The sequence below is a fragment of the Staphylococcus sp. FW104-15G4D genome (assembly GCF_058790135.1).
This window is the reverse complement of record NZ_JBYTCH010000002.1, coordinates 639,437-657,553: the sequence shown is the minus strand read 5'-3', so window position 1 is coordinate 657,553 and position 18,117 is coordinate 639,437. Positions and strand designations below refer to the sequence as shown.

The 18,117-nt window shown below is 36.1% G+C and carries 16 protein-coding genes and 1 pseudogene; 16 read left to right on the top strand and 1 reads right to left on the bottom strand.

What is annotated here, in order from left to right; genetic code table 11:
- Window positions 1-204 precede the first annotated feature (204 nt).
- From kdpA to cntE, 12 genes and pseudogenes are all read left to right on the top strand, one after another.
- Window positions 205-1,887 (top strand): potassium-transporting ATPase subunit KdpA, encoded by a 1,683-nt coding sequence (gene kdpA, locus AC3WQX_RS09450; protein WP_049427150.1) that lies wholly within the window; start codon window positions 205-207, stop codon window positions 1,885-1,887.
- Between the two features lie 19 nt (window positions 1,888-1,906).
- A complete protein-coding gene (locus AC3WQX_RS09445) occupies window positions 1,907-3,928 on the top strand; it encodes a K(+)-transporting ATPase subunit B (protein WP_064212300.1) in 2,022 nt (673 codons plus the stop codon).
- A gap of 15 nt (window positions 3,929-3,943) precedes the next feature.
- Window positions 3,944-4,504, top strand: a complete 561-nt coding sequence (kdpC, locus tag AC3WQX_RS09440; protein WP_030061405.1) for a potassium-transporting ATPase subunit KdpC — start codon at window positions 3,944-3,946, stop codon at window positions 4,502-4,504.
- A gap of 553 nt (window positions 4,505-5,057) precedes the next feature.
- The gene (gene cntK, locus AC3WQX_RS09435; protein ID WP_049427153.1) at window positions 5,058-5,900 is read left to right on the top strand and encodes a histidine racemase CntK; all 843 of its coding nucleotides are present in this window, start codon (window positions 5,058-5,060) and stop codon (window positions 5,898-5,900) included.
- Window positions 5,897-6,712, top strand: coding sequence for a staphylopine biosynthesis enzyme CntL (cntL, locus tag AC3WQX_RS09430; protein WP_030061407.1), 816 nt, complete (start codon window positions 5,897-5,899; stop codon window positions 6,710-6,712). Before cntK ends, cntL begins: the two co-directional genes overlap by 4 nt.
- On the top strand, window positions 6,705-7,982 hold the full coding sequence (gene cntM / locus AC3WQX_RS09425; RefSeq protein WP_194251342.1) for a staphylopine biosynthesis dehydrogenase: 1,278 nt from the start codon (window positions 6,705-6,707) through the stop codon (window positions 7,980-7,982). Before cntL ends, cntM begins: the two co-directional genes overlap by 8 nt.
- 83 nt (window positions 7,983-8,065) lie before the next feature.
- On the top strand, window positions 8,066-9,664 hold the full coding sequence (gene cntA, locus AC3WQX_RS09420; RefSeq protein WP_030061411.1) for a staphylopine-dependent metal ABC transporter substrate-binding lipoprotein: 1,599 nt from the start codon (window positions 8,066-8,068) through the stop codon (window positions 9,662-9,664).
- A gap of 12 nt (window positions 9,665-9,676) precedes the next feature.
- A pseudogene (gene opp1B, locus AC3WQX_RS09415) lies at window positions 9,677-10,609 on the top strand (nickel/cobalt ABC transporter permease).
- Window positions 10,606-11,475 carry a staphylopine uptake ABC transporter permease subunit CntC gene (cntC, locus tag AC3WQX_RS09410; RefSeq protein WP_037550738.1) on the top strand — a complete coding sequence of 290 codons (870 nt, stop codon included), beginning with the start codon at window positions 10,606-10,608 and terminating at the stop codon, window positions 11,473-11,475. The pseudogene opp1B and the gene cntC overlap by 4 nt, the downstream one beginning before the upstream one ends.
- Entirely contained in the window at window positions 11,472-12,302 is an 831-nt protein-coding gene (gene cntD, locus AC3WQX_RS09405; RefSeq protein ID WP_030061418.1) for a staphylopine uptake ABC transporter ATP-binding protein CntD, read from the top strand. Before cntC ends, cntD begins: the two co-directional genes overlap by 4 nt.
- Complete coding sequence (locus AC3WQX_RS09400) at window positions 12,280-13,029, top strand: ABC transporter ATP-binding protein (RefSeq protein ID WP_037550735.1); 750 nt, start codon at window positions 12,280-12,282, stop codon at window positions 13,027-13,029. The genes cntD and AC3WQX_RS09400 overlap by 23 nt, the downstream gene beginning before the upstream one ends.
- A gap of 11 nt (window positions 13,030-13,040) precedes the next feature.
- Window positions 13,041-14,219, top strand: a complete 1,179-nt coding sequence (cntE, locus tag AC3WQX_RS09395; protein WP_030061422.1) for a staphylopine family metallophore export MFS transporter CntE — start codon at window positions 13,041-13,043, stop codon at window positions 14,217-14,219.
- A gap of 268 nt (window positions 14,220-14,487) precedes the next feature.
- On the opposite strand, the gene AC3WQX_RS09390 is transcribed toward cntE, so the two are convergent.
- Window positions 14,488-14,676, bottom strand: coding sequence for a hypothetical protein (locus tag AC3WQX_RS09390; protein WP_037550732.1), 189 nt, complete (start codon window positions 14,674-14,676; stop codon window positions 14,488-14,490).
- Between the two features lie 295 nt (window positions 14,677-14,971).
- Here AC3WQX_RS09390 and AC3WQX_RS09385 point away from each other — a divergent pair, with 295 nt between their 5' ends.
- The 4 genes from AC3WQX_RS09385 (at window position 14,972) to AC3WQX_RS09370 (ending at window position 17,978) form a co-directional block, all read left to right on the top strand.
- Window positions 14,972-15,520 (top strand): TetR/AcrR family transcriptional regulator, encoded by a 549-nt coding sequence (locus AC3WQX_RS09385; RefSeq protein WP_002454293.1) that lies wholly within the window; start codon window positions 14,972-14,974, stop codon window positions 15,518-15,520.
- 135 nt (window positions 15,521-15,655) lie between these two features.
- Window positions 15,656-16,546, top strand: coding sequence for a beta-keto acid cleavage family enzyme (locus AC3WQX_RS09380; protein WP_030056870.1), 891 nt, complete (start codon window positions 15,656-15,658; stop codon window positions 16,544-16,546).
- Window positions 16,543-17,505, top strand: coding sequence for a 3-hydroxyacyl-CoA dehydrogenase NAD-binding domain-containing protein (locus AC3WQX_RS09375; RefSeq protein WP_030056867.1), 963 nt, complete (start codon window positions 16,543-16,545; stop codon window positions 17,503-17,505). The genes AC3WQX_RS09380 and AC3WQX_RS09375 overlap by 4 nt, the downstream gene beginning before the upstream one ends.
- A gap of 5 nt (window positions 17,506-17,510) precedes the next feature.
- A complete protein-coding gene (locus AC3WQX_RS09370; RefSeq protein ID WP_030056865.1) occupies window positions 17,511-17,978 on the top strand; it encodes a thioesterase family protein in 468 nt (155 codons plus the stop codon).
- Window positions 17,979-18,117: the final 139 nt, after the last annotated feature.

The following is an 18,117-nucleotide window of genomic DNA, read 5'->3' as shown; positions in this document are numbered from 1 at the left end:
TTAATTTCTTATCTTTATATTTCCTTTATAACTTTGTTCAAATATTAATACTTTAATTACAGTGCTCTTGCTAAGATGTCCATGAAAGTGAGGAGGAAGCACAATGATTACATTTTTAGCCTTCATGATCATCGGAATAATTTTATTTCTATTTTATGCATTACTTTGGAGTGAAAAATTCTAGTAGCGAAAGAAGGAAATATCATGAGTATGATTCTATTTTTAATCACATTTATCGTGCTCTCATACGTAATGAGTCGATACTTATATACAGTGGCTTTAATTGTACCGTCTAAGATGGATGTCTTATTTTCACCTATAGAAAAGGGACTCTACAAATTGATTGGTACGTCACTAGAGCACATGTCAGGTAAAACATATTTAAAGCACTTTTTATGTTTTAACAGTTTAACTGGCGCATTAGCATTTATCTTACTACTGACACAACAATGGCTATGGTTAAATCCCAATCACAATTTAAGTCAATCAGTGTCTCTCGCATTTAATACGGCAGCCTCGTTTTTAACGAATACAAATTTACAACATTATGCGGGCGAAACGGGATTAACGTATTTCACGCAAATGGGTGTCATTACGTGTCTGATGTTCACTTCAGCCGCTTCAGGTTACTCAGTATGCATCGCAATGTTGCGTAGACTAACGGGTATGACAGACGTCATAGGTAACTTCTATCAAGACGTCGTGCGATTTATCATACGTGTCTTAATTCCATTCGCATTCGTGTTAAGCATATTTCTTATTAGTCAAGGTACACCTCAAACGTTACATGGCAATCTAGTTGTTGAAACCATGTCAGGTGTGAAACAAACCATTGCATATGGACCTATGGCTTCATTAGAGTCAATTAAACATCTTGGAACGAATGGTGGAGGGTTCCTAGGTGCCAACTCATCCACGCCATTTGAGAACCCAACCTATTGGTCTAATTTCGCAGAGGCATTAAGTATGATGTTAATTCCTGGATCGCTTGTTTTTTTATTTGGCAGAATGCTGAACGCTAAACAGCACATCCATCCCCATGCGGTAATGGTCTTTATTGCAATGTTTACGATGTTTGTCTTGCTTTTACTTATTTGTCTACATTATGAAACTGCAGGAAGTCCGATTTTACACCACTTAGGAATCGATGGAGGCAATATGGAGGGCAAAGAAACACGTTTCGGTATTGCTCAATCAGCTTTATTTACAACTATTACGACAGCTTTTACGACTGGTACTGTTAACAACATGCATGACAGTCTCACACCTATGGGTGGCATGGCTCCAATGATTCTTATGATGTTAAATGCCGTTTTTGGTGGTGAAGGTGTCGGTCTGATGAATATGTTGATCTATGTCATGTTAACTGTCTTTATTTGCAGTTTAATGATTGGAAAGACGCCTAGTTATTTAGGTATGAAAATCGAATCCAAAGAGATGAAATGGATAGCACTCACATTTTTAGTCCATCCATTATTGATATTAATATTTTCAGCATTGGCATTTATCATTCCTGGCGCGAAAGATGCGATAACAAACCCACAATTCCATGGCGTTTCTCAAGTCATTTATGAATTTACATCTTCATCTGCTAATAATGGTTCAGGTTTTGAAGGTTTAAAAGACAACACTGTATTTTGGAATATTTCGACAGCAATTGTGATGCTCGTCGCACGTTATATCCCCATCGTCTTACAACTGTTGATTGTGTCTAGCTTGGTCAACAAGAAAACATATCAACATACCGATGACTCACAAGATGTACCGATTAATAACCTGTTCTTTAGCACCGTGTTGATTATCTTCATCATTTTACTCAGTGGTTTGACCTTCCTACCAGATTTAATGCTTGGACCAATAGGAGAACAACTACTGTTGCATTCGTGATGAAAGGAGATGATAGAAAATGATGAAAACATCAAAAATATTTGAATCAAGTTTGGTTAGACAAGCACTGAAGGAAAGTGTTGTTAAATTAAACCCTAAATATATGGTGAAGAACCCTATCATGCTTGTTGTAGAAGTGGGCATGCTACTATCATTTTTATTAATTTTTGTACCTCATTTATTTATACAAGAACATGTATCGCGTATGTATGTGTTAAGTATCTTCATCATCTTATTGCTGACACTTATTTTTGCTAACTTTTCAGAAGCGCTAGCAGAAGGGCGAGGGAAAGCGCAAGCGAATGCCTTACGCCAGACACAAATAGAAATGACGGCGCGATTAATTAAAGAAGACGGCAGCTACGAAGTGATAAATGCTAGCAATTTGAAAAAAGGAGACATCGTTCGTGTAGAAACTGGAGAACAAATACCTAATGATGGCCAAGTTATTAAAGGTTTAGCAACTGTCGACGAATCTGCGATTACCGGTGAATCAGCGCCAGTGATTAAAGAGAGTGGCGGAGATTTCAATAATGTTATTGGAGGCACCTCTGTCACTTCTGACTGGTTAGAAATAGAAATCACTTCGGAACCAGGTCAATCATTCTTAGATAAAATGATTCATTTAGTTGAAGGGGCGACAAGAAAGAAAACACCGAATGAAATTGCATTGTTCACGCTCTTAATGACGCTAACTATTATCTTTCTCGTCGTAATTATGACGATGTACCCCTTAGCACAATTTCTTCATTTCAATTTATCAATTGTGATGTTGATTGCCTTAACAGTCTGCTTAATTCCAACAACAATTGGAGGGTTGTTATCTGCTATTGGTATCGCTGGAATGGATCGTGTGACTCAGTTTAATATTTTAGCGAAAAGTGGGCGTTCCGTAGAGACATGTGGTGATGTAAATGTGTTGATTCTAGATAAAACTGGAACGATTACTTATGGTAATCGTATGGCAGATGCATTTATTCCTGTGGCATCAACGAGTTATGAAAGATTAGTGCGAGCAGCATATGAAAGTTCCGTAGAAGATGATACACCTGAAGGAAGTAGTATTGTTAAACTTGCACAAAGCCAAGGCATCACATTACCTCAAGAAAGAGGCGAATATTTCCCATTTACTGCGGAGACTCGTATGAGTGGTGCGAAGTTTGAAGATCATGAAGTGTATAAAGGTGCACCTAATAGCATGATTAAGCGTGTTAAAGAAGCGGGTGGATCTATTCCTAATGATTTAGATGAACGCGTCACTGAAGTCTCTAAAAAAGGCGGCACGCCACTCATTGTTATTGAAAATAATGAAATTTTAGGTGTCATCTACTTAAAAGACGTAATTAAAGACGGTCTTGTTGAACGATTTCAAGAATTACGCGAGATGGGTATCGAAACCGTCATGTGTACAGGTGATAATGCACTTACTGCAGCAACGATTGCGAAAGAAGCGGGTGTAGATCGTTTTATCGCAGAATGTAAACCAGAAGATAAAATTAATGTTATTAGAGAAGAACAAGCTAAAGGTCATATTGTGGCGATGACAGGTGATGGTACAAATGATGCACCTGCTCTAGCAGAAGCTAATGTTGGTTTAGCTATGAACTCTGGTACAACAAGTGCGAAAGAAGCGGCAAATTTAATTGATTTAGATTCTAATCCTACAAAGTTAATGGAAGTCGTATTAATTGGTAAGCAATTATTGATGACACGCGGATCTTTAACAACGTTTAGTATTGCGAATGACATCGCGAAATATTTCGCAATTCTACCAGCTATGTTTATGTCTGCAATGCCAGCAATGAATCGCTTAAATATTATGCATTTACATTCACCTGAATCAGCAGTGTTATCGGCACTCATTTTCAATGCATTAATTATTGTGTTACTCATACCAATTGCGATGAAAGGCGTGCAATTTAAAGGCGCTTCAATGCAAACGATATTAATGAAAAATATGTTGGTCTATGGATTAGGCGGTATGATTGTGCCATTTATAGGTATTAAATTCATCGATGTAATTATTCAATACGTTGTCTAAAGGAGGAGATGTAGAATGGCAACGATACGAAAAAGTGTTGGACTTGTAGTAGTACTATTTGTCCTTTGTGGGTTTATATTTCCGCTAACAGTGACTGCAATAGGTCAAGTCGCATTTCCCTATCAAGCTAATGGAAGTTTAATTAAACAAGATGGTAAAGTAATTGGTTCAGAATTAATTGGTCAACAATGGAACGATTCTAAATACTTCCATGGTCGAATAAGTGCCGTGAATTATAATATGGACAAGAAACTTTTGAAAGCGAACGGTGGACCTTCATCAGGTGGTTCAAATCTAGCAAATTCTAATCCTCAATTTAAACAGCGTGTTGAAGATTCGATTCATAAAGAAGGACATCATCTTACTGCAGATGCTGTGACTGCTTCAGGGTCAGGATTAGATCCAGATATCACCGTTTCAAATGCCAATGCTCAAGCGAAAAGGATTGCGAATGAACGTGGTATCGAGGAAGCAACAATTCAACGCATGATTCAACAATATAAACAATCCTCACCCATGACTGAAGATTACGTGAATGTACTTAAAATGAACATTGCACTTGATAAAATGAAATAACGTTAAAAACTAAAGAAAAAACACTATTCCATCTATTGTTAAACTATATGTTTCTCTAGACATAGATATATTCAAAGTAGATTTAGAAGAACTTTCACTTGAAGATATATTTCTTAAAAGTAGCGAGCATGAAAGTCATCATTAAAACAACTTATCATAAGTGTAAGTGAGAAGAAATTGCTTTAAATCCTCTTTATAAGATCTTCTTAAAATTTATGGGTAAGACTTCGGTTTGTCTGATGTAACACATCGGGAAGTCTAATTATATACCCCTTTTAAGCTAGCATTGGCTTGTTTTTAGCCAATTTGCTAGCTTTTTTTATCTTCAATCGCTCTTCACAATGCACAAATTGTCCTTTCCACCGAACTCATCTAAATGAAATTTATTATCAATTATATTGACAATATTATCCGACTCGTATACTATAATCTTCAAATCGTAACTATTACGATTTATTTTGTACAACTAATTTAAGGTTATTGATAACTCTACATACAATTATTTTTTTATCAATAACCTTAATAGAGAATTTACAACATAAAGGAGCATCATATGCATCGACAGATAGTTGAATTTTCTAAGTATAATCCATCAGGAAATATGACTATACTTGTTCACTCTAAACATCATCCTGAAGAATATGCATCAATCGCTAATCAATTAATGGAGACGACACATGTGTGTTGTGAACAAGTTGGTTTTATTGAATCTTGTGATTATACCAATGGGGATCAATTTCATTTAGTAATGAGTGGGAATGAATTTTGTGGGAATGCAACGATGTCATACATACATTATTTACAAGAACATCAATTGCTTGAAAGTGAGCAGTTTCAATTAAAAATATCAGGTTGTTCTCAAACCGTGTCATGTACCGTTCATAACCAGCAATATTATGAGGTCGGGATGCCTCAAGTGCAAAGTATTGTACCAAGACAATTAATTATCGCTGGTCAACCATACGATGCGCTCGAATTAATTTATGAAACTTACATACACTATGTTATTCAAACGCAAGAGACTACAATGAACTTCAAATACCAAGTCGAACAATTTGTCAGAGAACAACAATGGCATACTACATTTAAAACTATTGGAATCATGCTATTTGATTCACGACAACACTTTTTAATGCCACTTATTTATATACCTGAAGTGCAAAGCTTAATTTGGGAAAATAGCTGTGGCTCAGGTGCTGCTTCAATTGGTGTTTTCCAACAATATCAAACGAATCAACCATGTAAAGATTTCAAAGTTAAGCAACCAGGGGGAAGTATAGTGGTTTCTTCGACATACAGTAATAAAAAGGGATACATCACATCAATCAAAGGTCAAGTTTCAACTGTCGCAACAGGACTAGCATATATAGAACAGGAGACAAAGACACAATTATGAACCCAAAACACGGTATAAACAAACAGTTACAAGAATATCTAAGGCAATTTGAAACACTATATTACCAAGTATTAGAAGATGAGCATTATATCCAGGCATTGGAAACGCTAGTTGACCATTATAGTCAATTTATTTTAAATCCCATTGCTAAACATCAATTTGAAGACTGGAGCAACAATGAAGCAAAAGCAAGTTTAACTCACCAGCTTCAAGATATAACGTCACAGTGTGTAAAACGTGTTGAAGAAATACGTGCTAAAAGATTACTAGATGGACGATCCTCTACATCTGGTTACTTTGACAATGTAGAACAGTGTATTCATGAAGAATTCGGCCAATTTCATTTTGGTAAAGAAGATAAATTATTACTAATTGGGTCAGGTGCTTATCCTATGACGCTTGTTCAAGTAGCTAAAGAAACAGGTGCTTCTGTAATAGGCATTGATATCGATTCACAAGCAGTTGATTTAGGACAACGAATTGTTCAGGTGCTTGCTCCAAACGAAGATATAGTTATCACCAATCAAACTGTTGAAGAAATAGACGATATGCAGACGATTACGCACATCATTTTCAGCTCTACCATCCCTGTTAAATACGATATTCTAAATCAATTACACGCTATAACAAAAGATAACGTGGTTGTAGCGATGCGTTATGGAGATGGTATTAAATCGCTATTCAATTATCCATCTCAGCAAACAGAGGAAACAAAATGGCGTTGTGTCGAACGGCTCTCACGACCTGAACACATCTTTGATATTGCATTGTACCGCAAAGCTTCTAATAAAGGAGGTGCGATGCATGTCTAATACTTTAATAGTTGGAAGTGGACCTGTGGCCATTCAACTTGCTCAAATATATAGCCAAATGGCGCATCAAACTATTGATATGGTAAGTCGTGTTAAGACTTCAGCCAGCTCCCAACGTGTTTATAATGCGTATCAACGTGACGGTTATTTTAAGGTCACCACTCAAAATGCTGCACATCAACAACTTTCAGGTGAATTTAAAGTGCGACAATTTTATAAAGATATACAGGAAGTGAGTAGTACTTACAATACTCTAATCATGGCGTGCACGGCTGATGCGTATCGCTCAATATTAAATCGACTTGCAAAGGCCACAGTTGAGTGTCTACAACACATTGTTCTAGTATCTCCGACTTTAGGTTCTCATATGGTAATAGAACAACTGTTGTCAGAGTTAAATCTAGATGTAGAAGTAGTGTCCTTTTCAACATATTTAGGAGACACACGAGTAGTTGATACTACTCAACCACATCAGGTGCTCACATCAGGTGTGAAGTCAAAGTTATATGTTGGATCGACTCATACCGATTCAAGATTTATAGATCGTATATGTGTACTATTTCATCATTTGAATATCCAAATCGCTGTAATGGATACACCGTTACATGCTGAAGTACATAACAGCTCGCTCTATGTTCATCCTGCATTATTTATGAATGACTTTTCATTACAAGCAGTTTTCAAAGGGACAACAGTTCCTGTTTACGTCTATAAGTTATTTCCTGAAGGACCTATCACGATGAAACTGATACGAGAAATGCGTCAAATGTGGGTAGAGATGATGAAAATTTTAAACGAATTAAGAGTGCCGTCCGTCAATCTTTTAAAATTTATGGTCAAAGAGAATTATCCGGTCAGACCAGAAACGCTAAGTGAACGAGAAATTAATCAATTTGAAGACTTACCAGCGATACATCAAGAATATTTACTCTATGTTCGTTACACTGCTATTTTAATCGATCCATTTTCTGAACCAGATTCGAATGGACATTACTTTGACTTCTCGGCAGTACCATATAAACGTCTTTATATTGATGAAGAAGGCGTTACACACATTCCGCGAATGCCAAGTGAGGATAGCTATCGAACAGCTATGATTCAAGCTGTAGGGAGGGCGCTTAACGTTAAAACACCAATGATTGATCAATTTTTAGCACGTTATCGTAGCTATTGTGATGGCTACCGTGCAGAACACCCTAAACAATCTCTATCAGCTCAATTTGACTCACATCAGTACGATGAGGACATTGCTTTGGTAAAACAATTTTAAAAAAATAAAACTGAACATAATGCGACACATTAATACTTAAAGAACACACAACAATTATTATCAACATAGAAAGAGGAAACAAAATGAATAGATTAACAAAGATGAGTACGATTTTACTTGCATCAGGGATGTTATTAGCAGGTTGCGGTGGTAGTGAGGGATTAGAAAAGAAAAAAGAACAAAAGACATTATCTTATACAACTGTTAAGGACATCGGAGATATGAATCCTCATGTCTACGGTGGTTCAATGTCAGCAGAAAGTATGATTTATGAACCTCTGGTACGTCATACGAAAGAGGGGATTAAACCATTATTAGCAAAGAAATGGGATATTTCTGAGGATGGTAAAACATACACTTTTCATCTTAGAGAAGATGTAACTTTTCATGATGGTACAAAATTTGATGCTGAGGCAGTAAAGAAAAATATCGATGCTGTACAACAAAATAAAAAGTTACATTCTTGGTTAAAAATTTCCACACTTATCGACAATGTGAAAGTTAAAGATAAATACACAGTGCAGCTTCACTTAAAAGAAGCATATCAACCAGCCTTAGCAGAGCTTGCTATGCCTCGTCCATATGTATTTGTGTCTCCTAAAGACTTTAAAAACGGCACAACAAAAGATGGCGTGAAATCATTTGATGGTACAGGTCCGTTTAAAATGGGTCAACATCACAAAGATGAGTCAGCAGAATTTAATAAAAATAATCAATATTGGGGCGAAAAAGCTAAATTAGATAAAGTCGAAGCGAAAGTTAAACCCGCTGGAGAAACAGCATTCTTATCTATGAAAAAAGGTGAAACTAACTTTGCGTTTACCGATGATAGAGGAACTGACAGCTTAGATAAAGATAGTTTGAATCAACTCAAGGACACAGGACAATACCAAATAAAACGAAGTCAGCCAATGAATACGAAAATGCTTGTGGTGAACTCAGGTAATAAAGATAGCGCCGTTAGTGATAAGACAGTAAGGGAAGCACTAGGATATATGGTAAATCGAGATAAAATATCTAAAGACATTCTAGATGGTCAAGAAAAACCGGCAACTCAGTTATTTGCGAAAAATGTGACGGACATTAACTTCAACATGCCAACACGTCAATTTAATACTAAAAAAGCAGAAGCGCTATTAGATGAAGCTGGTTGGAAATTGTTCAAAAACAAAAACCTTCGTCAAAAGAATGGTAAAGTTTTAACCTTATCAATGTATTACGATAAAGGATCCTCTAATCAAAAGGAGCAAGCGGAATACTTACAAGCAGAATTTAAAAAATTAGGAGTTAAATTAGATATTAACGGAGAAACGTCAGATAAAGTTGCTGAAAGACGTACATCTGGAGATTATGATTTAATGTTCAATCAAACTTGGGGATTATTATATGATCCACAAAGTACGCTTGCAGCACTTAAAACCAAAACAGGATATGAAAGTGCAACCTCTGGCATTAAGAATAAATCAAAATTATATAAAGATATCGATGAGGCATTCAAAATACAGAATTCAAAGGATCGTTCTAAAGCATATCAACACATTTTAAAACAAGTAGATGAAGAAGGTATCTTCATTCCGATATCTTACGGCAGGATGACTGTGGTAGCACCTAAGGACTTAGACAAAGTGTCGTTTACACAATCACAATATGAATTACCATTTAACGAAATGCAATATAAGTAAAGGAGCATCTCGATGGTCAAATTTATAATAAAACGTATTGCACTCATGTTCCCTTTATTGATTGTAGTGAGTTTTATGACATTCATGATGACATACCTGACTAAAGGTGATCCAGCTGTTACGATTTTACATGCTCAAGGCACACCAAACATTACACCTCAGTTAATTGCAGAGACGAGAGAGAAGTATGGATTCAATGAACCCATATTGATTCAATATATGAATTGGCTTATTGAAGCTATACAGTTTAAGTTTGGTTCGAGTTACATTACTAGAGAATCAGTTTCAGAGCGCATTGGGCCTGCCTTCTTCAATACTTTCAAATTAACGTTGATTTCAAGTATTTCAGTTATTATCACATCTATTTTACTAGGGGTTATAAGTGCTCTAACTAAAGGGAAACTGACAGATCGCATTATTCGCTCAATCGCATTTTTCTTAACAGCACTACCATCATATTGGATTGCGTCGATGTTAATTATTTATATATCTGTAAAATTAAATGTATTACCAACTTCAGGTTTAACAGGTCCAGAAAGCTATATTTTACCTGTTCTTGTCGTCACTATTACTTACGCAGGTATTTATTTCAGAAATGTGAGACGTGCAATGATTGAGCAACTGAACGAAGATTACGTGTTGTATTTAAGAGCAAGCGGCGTGCATACGTTGACGTTATTGTCACATGTTTTACGTAATGCTTTACAAGTTGCAGTGTCCATCTTCTGTATGTCAGTGCCAATGATTATGGGCGGTCTTGTTGTTATTGAAAATGTCTTTGCCTGGCCAGGTCTTGGACAATTAAGTATTAAAGCGATTGTCGAACATGACTTCCCAGTTATATAAGCGTATGTATTAATTGTCGCTGTTTTATTTATCATATTTAACACATTGGCAGACATTATCAATGCATACTTAAATCCCAAATTAAGGGAGGCAATATGATGATACTTAAAAGATTATTGCAAGATAAAGGTGCAGTAATAGCAATGACCATTATCTGTGTATATGTGGCATTAGGTTTACTAGCACCTATCGTCACATTTTATGAACCTAATCAAATTGATACGGTGAATAAATTCGCAAGTATAAGTTGGTCACATTGGTTAGGGACTGATCATTTAGGACGAGATGTACTTACACGAATAATTTATGCTATTAGACCGAGTTTATTATATGTTTTCATTGCCTTAATTATTTCCGTTGCGATAGGAGCAATATTAGGATTTATTTCTGGTTATTTCCCAGGTTATATAGATGGCATCATCATGCGGTTATGTGATGTCATGTTAGCTTTTCCAAGTTATGTGGTGACATTAGCATTAATTACATTGTGTGGTATGGGTGTAGAAAATATTATTTTAGCATTCATACTTACGCGGTGGGCATGGTTCTGTCGAGTCATTCGCACAAGCGTCATGCAATATACTGAATCAGATCATGTAAAGTTTGCTAAAACAATTGGTATGAATCATATGACGATCATTTGGAAACATATTTTGCCACTCACGCTAGCGGATATCGCTATTATTTCAAGTAGTTCAATGTGTTCAATGATATTGCAGATGTCGGGGTTTTCATTTTTAGGGTTAGGTGTCAAAGCGCCCACTGCTGAGTGGGGAATGATGTTAAATGAGGCACGTAAAGTGATGTTCACGCACCCTGAAATGATGATCACTACAGGAATCGTGATCGTTATTATCGTAATGGCATTTAACTTCTTATCGGATGCGTTACAAGTTGCAATCGACCCGCGCATTACTTCTAAAGAGAAACAACGTGCTTTAAAGAAAGGTGTGATGTCGTCATGACACTTTTATCGGTTGAACATCTTCAAATCATAGATAGTTGGACGAACATTAAATTGGTAGAAGATGTGCACTTTAGTGTAGCTCATGGTGAAACATTAGGGATGATTGGGGAAAGCGGTAGTGGCAAATCCATTTCATGTAAAGCTTTGACAGGTTTAAACCCTGAACGTCTTCATGTGACAGGTGATATTTATTTTGAAAATCAAAACCTCATGCACTTATCCAAAAGGGATTTACGTCATAAACGAGGAAAGGATATTGCGATGGTGATGCAACAGGGTACACGTGCATTTGACCCTTCCACTCCAGTTGGTAAACAAATGTTTGAAACGATGCGTATACATACAATGTTATCTCAATTGCAGATTAAACAAACACTAGTAGAATATATGACATTTATGAAGCTGAAAGAGCCAGAAAAGATTTTAACGTCATATCCGCATATGTTGTCAGGTGGTATGTTGCAGCGTTTGATGATCATTTTAGCATTAGCGTTAAAACCTAAATTGATTATTGCAGATGAACCAACTACAGCTTTAGACACGATTACGCAATACGATGTGCTCAAAGCATTTCAAGATATTAAACATCACTTTAATTGTGCAATGATTTTTATTTCACATGACTTATCAGTGATTCATCATATTGCAGATCGAGTCATAGTGATGAAAGATGGGCGCGTGATTGAATCAGGAGCTACAGACGCTATACTGAACCAACCTAAGGATGCATATACACAATATTTGATATCCGCTAAAAAGAAAATAAATGAGCATTTTGAACGTGTGATGAGAGGTGAAATACATGCTAAAAGTAACCAATGTTGAGAAGTCATATGGTAAGAAACCTTTATTTCGTTCTGATTCCCAATTAATTATTAAAGGTATCTCATTTGAATGCTCAGTGGGTGAGAGTATTGGTATTATTGGAGAAAGTGGAAGCGGTAAGTCTACCCTCAGTCGGATGATTTTAGGTATTGAAAAACCGGACAAAGGACTAGTTACGCTAAATGAGCAGCCTATATTCCGAAAGAAAGTAAGACGACATCAAATAAGTGCAGTATTTCAAAATTATACGTCTTCGTTGCATCCTTTCCAAAAAGTACAAGAAATCATGTTTGAAGTGATGTGTCGTTGTCACCATAAGCGAAAAGATGAGTTAGAAGTAGAAGTGATTCGACTATTAGAAGAAGTAGGGCTATCAGCAGAATACTTAGATAAATATCCGCATATGTTATCTGGTGGAGAAGCTCAACGTGTGGCGATTGCACGTGCTATTAGTATAAATCCTCAATATATTTTATTTGATGAGGCCATTAGTTCATTAGACATGTCTATTCAAACTCAGATTTTAGACTTATTGAGACGATTAAGACGTACACGTCATTTGAGTTATATCTTTATCACACATGATATTCAAGCAGCAACTTATGTGTGTGATCGGTTAATCATTTTTAAGGGCGGTCAAATCGAAGAATGTATAGCGACGCACGATTTACATTTAAGTCGTCATCCTTATACGACAGCATTGATTCATAAACAATTGATATTCTAAGGAGTGAGACAATGAAAGGAGCCATGGCTTGGCCATTTCTAAGATTATACATACTGACATTAATGTTTTTCAGTGCAAATGCAATATTAAATGTATTTATTCCATTACGCGGGCATCATTGGGGTGCTTCTAATTCAGTTATCGGTATTGTGATGGGGGCTTATATGTTAACAGCAATGGTATTCCGTCCATGGGCAGGACAGATTATTGCGCGTGTAGGTCCCATTAAAGTATTGCGGATGATCTTATTAATTAATGCGTGTGCGTTAATATTATACGGTTTCACAGAGATAGAAGGATACTTTATAGCAAGAGTGATGCAAGGTGTATGTACAGCATTCTTCTCTATGTCCTTACAACTTGGTATTATCGATGCACTACCGGAAGAGCATCGTTCAGAAGGAGTATCCTTATATTCGTTATTCTCAACAATTCCTAATTTAATAGGACCGTTAATTGCTGTTGGTATATGGAATTATGGACATATGTCTATTTTTGCAATAGTGATGATAGGGATTGCAGCGATGACGACATTCTTCGGTTACCGAGTGACCTTTGTTGAATCAGAGCCCGACACAAGTGATAAGATTGAACCATTACAATTTAACGCTTTTACAGTATTTGCCCATTTCTTTAAAAATAAAGAACTTTTTAATAGTGGGTTAATTATGATGATTGTATCTATTGTCTTTGGGGCAGTAAGTACATTTGTGCCACTGTATACAATACAATACGAATTTGCAAATGCAGGAATATTTTTAACGATTCAAGCCATAGCAGTGGTACTAGCGCGGATGTATTTACGTAAATATATACCATCAGATGGACGCTGGCACCCATTATATATGGTGAGTGTACTGTTGTTACTCGCCATTGCGTCATTGATTGTGGCAATAGGACCTCATGTACATGTAGTTATCTTTTACCTAAGCGCTATATTCATTGGTGTTACACAAGCACTTGTTTATCCAACACTTACATCGTATTTAAGCTTTGTGTTGCCTAAATCTGGACGAAATATGTTACTTGGATTGTTTATTGCCTGTGCAGATTTAGGAGTTTCACTAGGTGGAAGTATAATGGGACCCATATCGGACTTAGTTGGATTAAGTTGGATGTATGTGATTTGTGGAATATTAGTCATGTGCATGATGTTGATGAGTATCATGAAAAGAGGTAATGTCATTTAACTAAGATGAAGTGAAATAATTTGAAATAATATATGAAAAGAACAACAATATATTAAATTTGATACATTCTTTTCTCTAAAGTAATGAGAAGATAAATTAAATCACAATTTACCGAAGAATAATTATCAAGCGCAAATTTGAAATGGGTGGATTTCAGGTTTGCGCTTTTTTAGGTCTATAAATAAAGTCATTATATTAAGTCTACCTATTAAAAAACATCTACCTTGGTTGCGTTAAAATCTCACAACGGGTAGATGTTTCTTATATATTACGATTGACTTTTACCTTTATTTCCATGGCATTGGAATATGTAAGTGTAATAAGTCGAATTTTTAATTAATGAGCCAATAATAGATGCTAAGATCAATCCAGTTACTGCAACTGCAGCAATCGTGATAATTGATTTAATAGGAGTATTGAATCCGAATAATACAATCGTACCAATTGCCATTAACAAACTTATTAGTCCTAGAATATTTGTAATTACCGTGCGTGGAGTGCTAGCCATATGCATAATGTTAATGAGTATGATGAAACACCGAAGTGTGAGTTGAAAATTCATAAATTCTAAATATTAATTTTTATCGTACTAAAGCATGCAGACCTCTGAATTTTGGTAATTAAATTTTCAAAGTTGGACTTTTATGAGTAAAAGTATTTATAATGAAACATACTATCTTAGTCATATTAATTGTTAAACGTGTATGAAAACATTGATTATAACAATTTTCAAAATAAAGGAATGAGGCGTAATGGCTAGAGTATCGAAAAAACAATACATTCTTGAATCCGCGGCCAGTATTATTAATGAGCAAGGTGCAGACTATTTAACTTTAGATGCTGTAGCAAAAAAAGCTGGTGTTAGTAAAGGTGGTTTACTTTATCATTTCAAAAGTAAAGAGGGACTCATTCAAGAGCTTGTGAATTATGCAAATAATCTTTACCAAGAAAAAGTTAATAAATATGTCAATTCTGATTCTGATGAGTCTGGACAATGGTTAAATGCATTTATAGAAGCGACACGTGAACATAGAACGGAAAATGCGCCTATTACATCAGGAATGCTTGCTGCCCAAGGTTCTAATAAACTATTATTATCACCTTTACGTGAGTCTTATCAAGATTGGCAAAATCATATTGAGAGTGATGGTTTAGACGAAGTGGATGCGACAATCATTAGGCTAGCTGTAGATGGTTTATGGTTGTCAGAAATATTTGGTATTAGTGCAATAGATGAAAAAATGAGAGAACAAGTCATTCAAAGATTAAAAGAACAAGTTCAAAAAAATAAAAAAATTTAAAATTTCTATAAGCATAGAGCTGAGTGGTGTTAGACGCATTACTCGGCTCTATTTTTTTATAGAGCTGTTGAAACTAAACCGACTGGTTGGTATAGTAACTACTGTCTTAAAACTAAAAATATAGAGGTGTTAAAGATGAATAAAGTTCTATTAACAGCAGCCATCACAGGTGCTGGCGATACAATTCAAAAAAATGAAAATGTTCCAGTTACACCACAAGAACTCGCTGATTCAGCAATTAAATGTGCCAGAGCAGGAGCTACAGTTGCTCATATTCATGTTAGAGATCCAGAAACTGGAGGCGTAAGCCATAATCCAGAACTTTACGCAGAAACAGTAAGACTTATAAGAGAAGCAGAAGAAGATATTATTATCAATATTACTTCTGGAGGTGGGGGTGACTTTATTCCAAGTCTAGAACATCCAGAAACAGGTGGAGAAGGCACTTGGATTCAAACCCCAGAAGAACGTCATAAACCCGTTGGAGATTTATTACCAGAGATGTGTACATTAGATTGTGGCAGTGTCAATATGGGTGATTCTGTTTATTTAAGCCCCGCATCTTGGTTACGTAAACAAGCTGAAATGGTTAAAAATGCTGGGGTTAAACCTGAACTAGAATGTTTTGATACAGGCCATGTCAGTTTCGCTAAACAAATGATTGAGGAAGGCCTTATCGATGGCGATCCAATGTTTCAATTCTGCTTAGGCATACCTTGGGGCGCTGAAAATGATCCAGAAACAATTGATTATTTAAAATCACGTATCCCTGATAATGCACATTGGTCAGCATTTGGTATTGGGAAAATGCAATTACCGACAGTGAGAGAAGTTGCTCAACGTGGCGGAAACATACGTGTGGGCTTAGAGGATAATATTTACATTTCTAAAGGTGTTAAAGCAACAAACGAAGCACTTGTCGAAGAAGCTAAAAAGATCTTAAAAGAACTAGATATCGAACCATTAACACCAGCAGAAGCTAGAGAAAAATTCAATCTCAGAACTCCTAAAGGAGGCCAATCATGAAAGTAGCAGTTGTAGGAACAGGTGTTATAGGAGGTGGTTGGATTACTCGAATGCTTGCCCACGGACATGAGGTCATCGCTACAGATCCAAGTGAAGGCGCATATGAGAGAATGTTGGCGCAAGTGAAACAGAATTGGCCATATGCTGAACAAATGGGGCTTGCCGACAACGCATCTCTAGAGAATTTGACATTTACCACAGATTTAAAAGAAGCTGTTAAAGAAGTTGAACACATACAAGAAAATGTACCTGAAGTTGAGGAAATTAAAGATACAGTTTTAAGAGAGATTGATTTTTATGCATCACCTTATGCAACAATTGGCTCAAGTACTTCAGGAATTATGCCTTCAGAATTACAGAAAAATTTATCACACCCAGAGCGCTTAGTCGTTGCACATCCATTCCATCCTGTGTATATCTTGCCACTTGTAGAAATTGTACCTGGTAAACAAACTTCAGAGGAAAATACTATAAAAGCTAAACAATTCTATGAAGGTATTGGAATGGACGTGTTACATGTACGCCATGAAATTGAAGGTCACATTGCCGACCGTCTAATGGAAGCATTATGGAGAGAAGCATTACACATTGTTAACGACGGTATAGCAACAACTGAAGAGGTAGATAAAGCTTTCACTCACGCAGCCGGTTTACGTTATGCACAATATGGCCCATTTATGACTTTCCACTTAGCTGGAGGCGAAGGTGGTATGCGTCATATGCTTAAACAGTTTGGTCCGGCGCTCAAAAAGCCATGGACGAAACTTGTTGCACCTGAGTTAACAGAAGATTTATACGACAAGGTAGTTACAGGAAGTGAAGCATCTTCACAAGGTTATACAATGTCAGAATTAGACCAAAAACGTAATGAATTCCTAATAAAAGTCAAAGCGTTGGCAGAACAATATTGGCCTGAAGGTTCAGATATACTTAAAAATTCGAGTCAGGAGGTACGTTAAACGTAATGAAGCAGTATCAATATGACACGAAAGTGATTCAAGAATGGGTGGATCATAATGGACATATGAATGATGCAGAATACAATCGCGTATTAAGTGATGCAACAGATGATTGGTTAGCACATCTAGGTTTAACTCTAGAGACCATTAAAACGTTGCATTATACTGTCTTCACTTTAGAGAATCATTTGACCTTTTTAAAAGAAATGAAACTTGATGAAGATATTAGTGTTAAAGTCCACCTTTACGATTATGACAGTAAACGACTCCATGTATTTATGGAAATGTTGAATTCTGAACAAGCGCTTACATCGACTTATGAAGTGATGTTAATGGGGATAGATACTGAAAACGGAAGACCTTCGCCATTCCCTGATTCAATAGCTCATAATATTGAGGCATATTACAAGAAAGATGAGATGACAACTCGACCTAAACAATTAGGTCATCAAATTGGTATTACAAGAAAATAGCATGCTTAGTGTTAAGCACGACGCACTTGATTAGTGCGGTGAGATTACAAGTTGAACTTGATACATTTAAGGACTTACTGTGCCTTGTTTTTACTTAGTTACCTTTGTATAACATCCACATTAAGTCCTTAATTTTTAA

Excerpts from the sequence above, each read along its gene's own strand:
- kdpA (WP_049427150.1), top strand. The coding sequence starts at position 205 with ATGAGTATGATTCTATTTTTAATCACATTTATCGTGCTCTCATACGTA.
- AC3WQX_RS09380 (WP_030056870.1), top strand. The coding sequence starts at position 15,656 with ATGAATAAAGTTCTATTAACAGCAGCCATCACAGGTGCTGGCGATACA.
- AC3WQX_RS09385 (WP_002454293.1), top strand. The coding sequence starts at position 14,972 with ATGGCTAGAGTATCGAAAAAACAATACATTCTTGAATCCGCGGCCAGT.
- AC3WQX_RS09370 (WP_030056865.1), top strand. The coding sequence starts at position 17,511 with ATGAAGCAGTATCAATATGACACGAAAGTGATTCAAGAATGGGTGGAT.
- cntD (WP_030061418.1), top strand. The coding sequence starts at position 11,472 with ATGACACTTTTATCGGTTGAACATCTTCAAATCATAGATAGTTGGACG.
- AC3WQX_RS09375 (WP_030056867.1), top strand. The coding sequence starts at position 16,543 with ATGAAAGTAGCAGTTGTAGGAACAGGTGTTATAGGAGGTGGTTGGATT.
- cntC (WP_037550738.1), top strand. The coding sequence starts at position 10,606 with ATGATGATACTTAAAAGATTATTGCAAGATAAAGGTGCAGTAATAGCA.
- cntM (WP_194251342.1), top strand. The coding sequence starts at position 6,705 with ATGTCTAATACTTTAATAGTTGGAAGTGGACCTGTGGCCATTCAACTT.
- cntL (WP_030061407.1), top strand. The coding sequence starts at position 5,897 with ATGAACCCAAAACACGGTATAAACAAACAGTTACAAGAATATCTAAGG.
- kdpC (WP_030061405.1), top strand. The coding sequence starts at position 3,944 with ATGGCAACGATACGAAAAAGTGTTGGACTTGTAGTAGTACTATTTGTC.
- cntE (WP_030061422.1), top strand. The coding sequence starts at position 13,041 with ATGAAAGGAGCCATGGCTTGGCCATTTCTAAGATTATACATACTGACA.
- AC3WQX_RS09400 (WP_037550735.1), top strand. The coding sequence starts at position 12,280 with ATGCTAAAAGTAACCAATGTTGAGAAGTCATATGGTAAGAAACCTTTA.
- AC3WQX_RS09445 (WP_064212300.1), top strand. The coding sequence starts at position 1,907 with ATGATGAAAACATCAAAAATATTTGAATCAAGTTTGGTTAGACAAGCA.
- cntA (WP_030061411.1), top strand. The coding sequence starts at position 8,066 with ATGAATAGATTAACAAAGATGAGTACGATTTTACTTGCATCAGGGATG.
- cntK (WP_049427153.1), top strand. The coding sequence starts at position 5,058 with ATGCATCGACAGATAGTTGAATTTTCTAAGTATAATCCATCAGGAAAT.